The organism is Streptomyces calidiresistens, from assembly GCF_014141525.1.
GTDB classification, from domain to species: domain Bacteria; phylum Actinomycetota; class Actinomycetes; order Streptomycetales; family Streptomycetaceae; genus Streptomyces; species Streptomyces calidiresistens.
Window position 1 is genome coordinate 1 of the sequence record NZ_VKHS01000740.1, and the last position, 2,673, is coordinate 2,673.

The window sequence follows — 2,673 nt, forward strand, 5'->3', positions numbered from 1 at the left end:
CCCCACCGCCACCACCCCCAGCACCAGCAGCGGCACCAGCACCGCCGCCCGGGCCGCCGCCGCCCCCTGCACCCGCCACAGCCGCCGCCCCTGCCGTCCCAGGTCGACCAACGGCTCCAGGGCCCGGTCGCGTTCGCGCCCCCGGGTCCCCGCGGCGGCGATCGTCCGCGCCCCCGCCAACGTCTCCACCAACCGCGCCGCCAACGCCCCCTGCGCGTCCTGATAACGCGACACGCAGTCAGCCGTGGACCGGGCGAAGGACCGCAACAGCACCACCAACGGCGGCGCCCCGAGCAGCACCACCAGCGCGAGCCGGGGATCGAGCAGGAAGAGGGCGACCAACCCACCCACCGGGGTGAGCACCGCCGGCACCAACCCCGCCAGCGCCACGGGGAGCCCGCCGGCGTGCGCGGCGTTGACGGTGCCCCGGGTCACCGTCTCACCCGTCCCGTGACGCCGGACAGCCTCCGGTCCGGCCGCGAGCAGCCGGTCCACCAGATCCCGCCGCAGCACGGCGGCGGCCCGCGCGTCCGTCGTGCCGGCCAGCACCGTGCGCACCCCCTCCAGGACCACGGCCGCCCCGATCAGCCCCACGCACCACGGCAGCGCCGCCCCACCGGCCCCACCGGCGACCAAGCCGTCCAGCGCCGCGCCCAGGGCGGCGGGCAGGGCCAGCTCCACGGCGGTGGCCGCCAGCCCCACCAGGGCCAGCACGACGGCCCGACCCCGGGCGCGCCGCAGCACCAGACGGGCGGCACCCGGGACGTCGGGAACCCCGGGACCTCCCCCGGGCGGGACGGGTACGGCTGCTCTCTCCGGCACGGTCCTCCACCCTCCTGTCCGGCCCGCCGGCCCGACGGGTCACCCTCCGGCCCCGCCGGTCGCCGTTCGGGTTCGTCGAACCCCCCGAAACCCCTCCGGGACCCCTCCTGTCCTCCGCCGTCCGTCGTGCTCCTTCCGGGCCCGAGGGCCCTCTCGCGTCCGAACCCCCGGACACACCGGAGCCGTGGCCCCGGGCGACAACCGCCCGGGGCCACGGCGGAGAGGAGGACGTCAGCAGGTGACGACGCTCAGGCTGCTGTCGCCGCACAGCAGCAGGCTGGCGGTGCTCTGCAGGCCGGTCTCGCCGGTCTCGGGGGCGGCGTCCATCATCTGCAGGTCCAGAAGGGCCATGACGGTGATCCTTTCCTCGTGTGGTGCATCGGGTGTGCGTGATGTGGTGGAACCCCCGGAGCGGTTCCCGTGGTCGGGAACACCCCCGGGCGGGGCGCGCCGATCGCCGGACTCATCGGGTGACGAGCGGGAACGGCGCGGTCCCGTGGTGCACCCCCGTCGTGCGGGGGCGTTCGTGGAGCCGGCCGTCGCCGCGCGGGGCGAGGGGCGGCAGGAAGGGCAACCCGACACCGCGATCGGGCTCCCGGGCGGCCGTCATGGCCAGCAGGCACCCGGCGGTGCCGGTCGCCAGGTCCATCGACAGCCGCATCATCTGGTCACCGGGGAAGGCCGTTCCGCCACCCCGGGCGACGGCGTACCAGGCCATCGCGTCGAGCTGCTCCGCCAGCTCCCGTGCCCGGTCCTCCGACGGGCCGTCGAGCGGGGTGCGGGCCAGGTGCAGGATCATCCCCGCCCGCCCCCGGAACAGGCCGGGTTGGGCGTAGAAGCGGGAGCGGGCGGCGGGCAGGATCGCGGCCCGGGCCCGGGCCAGGTCCTCCTCCGGGCGGTGCGCCAGGTAGGCGTCCAGCACCATGGCGATCCCCACGCTCCCGGCCCCCACGTAGGGCATCAACCGCCGTCCCTCATCGACCAGCAGCGTGCCCGAGCGGTCGGCCGCACATCGCGCCAGATCCCGGCGCAGCGCCGCACCCGCCGCGTCCAACCGGGCCGGCTCCCCGTCGTGTTCGTACCGCCGGATCAGGAACAGGGCCGCGCCCGAGGCGCCGTGCAGCAGACCGGCGCGGGAGTCGGGGCGGACCGGACCCACCAGCGAGGGGTGATCGACGAACCTCTCGGCGATCCGCTCCGCGCCCCGCCGGGCGGCCTCCCCGGCCCCGAGGTCGGCGAGACGGTCCAGCACCAGACCCACCCCGGCCAGGCCGCCGAACAGGTCCGCCGGCAGGTGTTCCCACCCCTTCGCCCGGTCCGGCAGGCACAACTCCCCGGCCAGTTCCAGCGCACGCTCGGGGTACCCGAGCCGGTGCAGGGTCAGAGCGACGCCCGCCAGCCCGTCGTACAGGCCCATCGGGGTGCGCGGCCCCCGTTCCGCCAGGCGGTCCAGCAACCACCGCTCGCCCTCGGGGTACGGGTCCGCGCCCGCCTCGGCCAGCGCGTACAGCACCCCGGCCGCGCCGTGCGCCAGACAGATGCCCCCGCCCTCGGCGAACTGGGCGATGTCGCCGGGGAAGAGCCGATCGGTGCGCCCGGTGTCGGCGGAGTCCAGGATCGCCCGCACCATCGACTCCCGGTCCGGGCCGCGTTCCCCGCCACCCGTCCCGTCCGCCCGCCGGGCCCGTCGGGCGGACGGGACGGGCGCGCCCCCGCTCCCTGTCACTTATACACATCTCAGAGCCCCCGAGACTTGGAGCTATCTCGTATGCCGTCCTCTGCTTGAAAAAAAAAACAAATAATCGCGAATGCCGTCTTCAGCGTGAATAAAGAAAAGTTTGTGTTATCTGA

3 protein-coding genes are annotated in these 2,673 nt (G+C 75.3%); all 3 read right to left on the reverse strand.

From position 1 onward, the window contains the following. On the reverse strand, positions 1–822 hold an 822-nt coding region (locus FOE67_RS22175; protein ID WP_182666607.1), incomplete at its 3' end, for an ABC transporter transmembrane domain-containing protein. 231 nt (positions 823–1,053) lie between these two features. Further along, entirely contained in the window at positions 1,054–1,173 is a 120-nt protein-coding gene (locus tag FOE67_RS22180) for a SapB/AmfS family lanthipeptide (protein WP_182666608.1), read from the reverse strand. 112 nt (positions 1,174–1,285) lie between these two features. Then, a complete protein-coding gene (locus tag FOE67_RS22185) occupies positions 1,286–2,452 on the reverse strand; it encodes a lanthionine synthetase C family protein (RefSeq protein WP_182666609.1) in 1,167 nt (388 codons plus the stop codon). Positions 2,453–2,673 lie beyond the last annotated feature (221 nt).